3 protein-coding genes are annotated in these 3018 nt (G+C 67.3%); 1 reads left to right on the top strand and 2 read right to left on the bottom strand.

The window, feature by feature from the left end; translation table 11 throughout:
* The coding region (locus D7Y13_RS40340; RefSeq protein ID WP_208734543.1) for a hypothetical protein at nt 1-229 on the bottom strand (229 nt) is incomplete at its 3' end.
* A 228-nt stretch (nt 230-457) separates the two neighbouring features.
* On the opposite strand from D7Y13_RS40340, the gene D7Y13_RS40335 reads away from it, so the two are divergent.
* Nucleotides 458-1543 carry an oxygenase MpaB family protein gene (locus tag D7Y13_RS40335; RefSeq protein ID WP_233596042.1) on the top strand — a complete coding sequence of 362 codons (1086 nt, stop codon included), beginning with the start codon at nt 458-460 and terminating at the stop codon, nt 1541-1543.
* Nucleotides 1544-1636: 93 nt separating this feature from the next.
* On the opposite strand, the gene D7Y13_RS40330 is transcribed toward D7Y13_RS40335, so the two are convergent.
* Nucleotides 1637-2632 carry a hypothetical protein gene (locus D7Y13_RS40330; RefSeq protein WP_341870474.1) on the bottom strand — a complete coding sequence of 332 codons (996 nt, stop codon included), beginning with the start codon at nt 2630-2632 and terminating at the stop codon, nt 1637-1639.
* Between the last annotated feature and the right edge of the window lie 386 nt (nt 2633-3018).

Here is a 3018-nt window from a genome sequence, read left to right as displayed (position 1 = left end):
AGGCTCCGGAGCGCGAGTCGGTGGTAGCGGCCTGGCGGGCACGGGCCCAGCGCAGCATCTGGGGTTTGAGCCAGAGGCGCGGACGCCCGGCGCCCAGGTCGAGCACGGGGCGGGGCATGTCCGGGTAGCGGCGCAGGTACGTGCTGACGCTGTTGGGGTGCGCGAGGCGCAACAGGCCCGCCACCGCCTGGGCGTCAATCAGGTCCTTCGTATTCACCAGGGGGCACATGGGGGTGTCTATACGCGTAGACACGCACGGATGCACGGAATCCTTCCCGCCCCGTGGGGGTGGGCGGACGGGGCGGGGGTTGGCTGCCGGGACGCCCGCAGAGAGGCCCTGGGTCGCGCACCGCGCATGCAAGACTGAGCGGAAACCTCGCAGGGAGAATCAGTGTCCAGTCTTCGTGGCCGTTGGACCGATGCGGTGCTCGACCCCTTCCGTTCCATGGGGGACCCCGTGGCGGATCCCGTCATCCAGTCAGTCTTCGCCAACAAGGAGGCGGAGGCCGTCAACCGCATGCTCCGGAGCATTGAGTCGAACGTGCACCTCGTGCCCGCGGAGATGCCGGACTCCGTGGAGGTGTACCTGAATGAAACGGATGACTGGCCCACCTGGGCGGATCCGGAGAAGGTCCGACTGGGGCAGAAGCTCTTCCACCGCTACGGCATGCAGATGACCCTGGCGCTCTTCCTGTGGTCCCTGCCCTCCGCCTACGCGTGGGCGAAGGCGGCCCGGGTGCTGACGTGGACGGGCGGCATCGACAAGTACGTGCACCGCCGCATCATCGAAACGGCCCAGTTCGTCCTGGACGTGATGGCGGAGGGCGGCCTGGAGCACGGCGGCTTCGGGGTCCGCACGGCGCAGAAGATCCGCCTCCTGCACGCCGCCATCCGCCACCACATCTCCAGGGATCCGCGGTGGAAGGCCTCCGAATGGGACATGCCCATCAACCAGGAGGACCAGGTCGCGACGCTCCTGTCGCTGGCCCTGGTGCCCCAGGTGCTGCCCAAGCTGGGGATGGACTTCACCCCGGAGGAGGAGCACGCCTACTTCCATTGCTGGATGTTGATTGGTCATTTCATGGGCATCCGGCCCGAGCTGCTGCCGCGCGACCTGGAGGATGGCCAGCAGCTCTGGGCGGCCATCACCGAGCGGCAGGTGGCACCGTCGGAGAACGGGGCCGCGCTCACCCAGGCGCTCGTCGACTACCTGAAGCTGCGCATCCCCGGCACGATGATGGACGGCCTCGCGGTGACGTTGATCCGCGAGCTGTGCGGCGACACGGTGTCGGAGGCCGTGGGGCTGGAGAAGACGGACTGGACCCGCCACCTGCTGACGCCGATGAAGTGGATGTTCAACCTGGCGGACGAGGTGCAGGACCAATCCGGGCTCGCGGCGAAGCTGTCCGCTTCCCTCTCGCGCAAGCTCATCGAAGGACTGCACACCTCCGAGCGGGGCGGCGGCCGGGTGAACTTCCGCATCCCTGAATCACTGCAGGAGGCGTGGAGCGTCAGCGGCACCGTCCCGCCTCGGGCGGAGTAGCCGGCGGCGCCCCGTCGTCTCCGGACAGGACGAAGCCCCGGGCTCCTCTCGTGGGAACCCGGGGCTTCTTCACGTCAGGACATCAGCTTCGGACTACTCCGCCCACCAGGTCTCGGTGAACACGCTGAAGCCGTTCACGGTGTCCACGAAGATGGAGACGTTGTGGCGGCTCCACGGGTCATCCGAGTAGCTGAAGATGCAGCCCTTGAAGGAGCGGCCCGCGCTCAGCGCGTCCAGGTTCGCCAGGCCCGCGTTCCGCACCGAGGCGGAGATCAGCGCGTTGCCGTTGACGTAGTTGATGGTGTTCACGACCGCGGCGCGCACTTCAGCGGCGTTGGCCAGGTTCGGACGGATGGTGGCGCCCGACGGGACGCTGCTGGGCTCCAGGCCGAAGCAGGTCGGACCGCCCTGGGAGTAGCCATGGTAGGCCGTCACTTCATTCCACCAGTCGAAGTGGCGCTTCAGCTGCGCGCCATAGGACCCGTTGCTCGGGATGGCGTTCAGCGCGGAGGCGAGCGCCTCGAACGGGCGGCTCAGCGTGGCGGAGTTCCGGATGCTGCGGAAGCTGACCTCGCCGATGCCCGCCACGTTGGAGATGGCCTGCGCCGTGGTGAACGGGCGCAGGTTGAGGAGGTTCGCGGCGCCGTTCCACGCGTCCGGCAGGACGTCGTGCAGCTCCGAGTCCGGGATGGTGTTCACCAGCGACACGATGGCGGCCGCGTCGGAGGTGGAGATGGCGAGCCCGTCGAAGATGCCGACACAGCTGGAGCCGATGGCGCCCGTGGCGCGCGCGCCCTGCTCGATCTGCTTCAGACGGGTCTCAGCGACCAGGTTCACCGACGACACGTCCGCCAGCGACGTGAACGGGGCCGTCGCGCGGCGGCTCACGAGGTTCGTGACGACATTGCTCGGCAGGTACGTGTCCAGCGTCTGGAAGGACGCCGTGTTCACGAAGGTGATGATGCCCTGGCACTCCGGGGCCACATCCACGTTCGTGGTGGTGATGGGCGCCTGCTGCGACTCGATGGACGGCGACGTGAGGGACTCGGGGGACGGCTCGGTTTCGAGACCGCCGCAACCGGCGAACATGCTCACTGCAAGAAGGGCTGAGCCAAGACGACGCATCCGGAACTCCTGGAGGGGGGGAGACTGCGATGTGACGCGGCTCAATACACCAGAATGGTCTGACTCACCCCGCCTGTTTCACTTTGGACCCACCCGGTTCGTGTCACGTTTCAGTGAACAACTTCTGATTCCGCTGGGAGCGTCATCGCGGCCCGGGGAGAGACTTCCTGACGTGAGAACACATGTGCTTCCAGGCATCACGGCCTGGAAGTCCGGAGATGACCTTCCAGGTTGAGTCGGATTCATGCGACCCTGGAGGTTGATGGCCCCAGAACGGACACAGGTGTTCCCGGCGGCGCTCCAACCCGGCACGGAGGTGGGGCGCTGGCGCGTGCTCGGGACGTTGGGGG

The sequence above is a fragment of the Corallococcus praedator genome (genome assembly GCF_003612125.1).
Classification (GTDB): Bacteria; Myxococcota; Myxococcia; order Myxococcales; family Myxococcaceae; genus Corallococcus; species Corallococcus praedator.
Note: the sequence above shows the minus strand (reverse complement) of the source record. Positions and strands in the feature narration are given on the sequence as shown.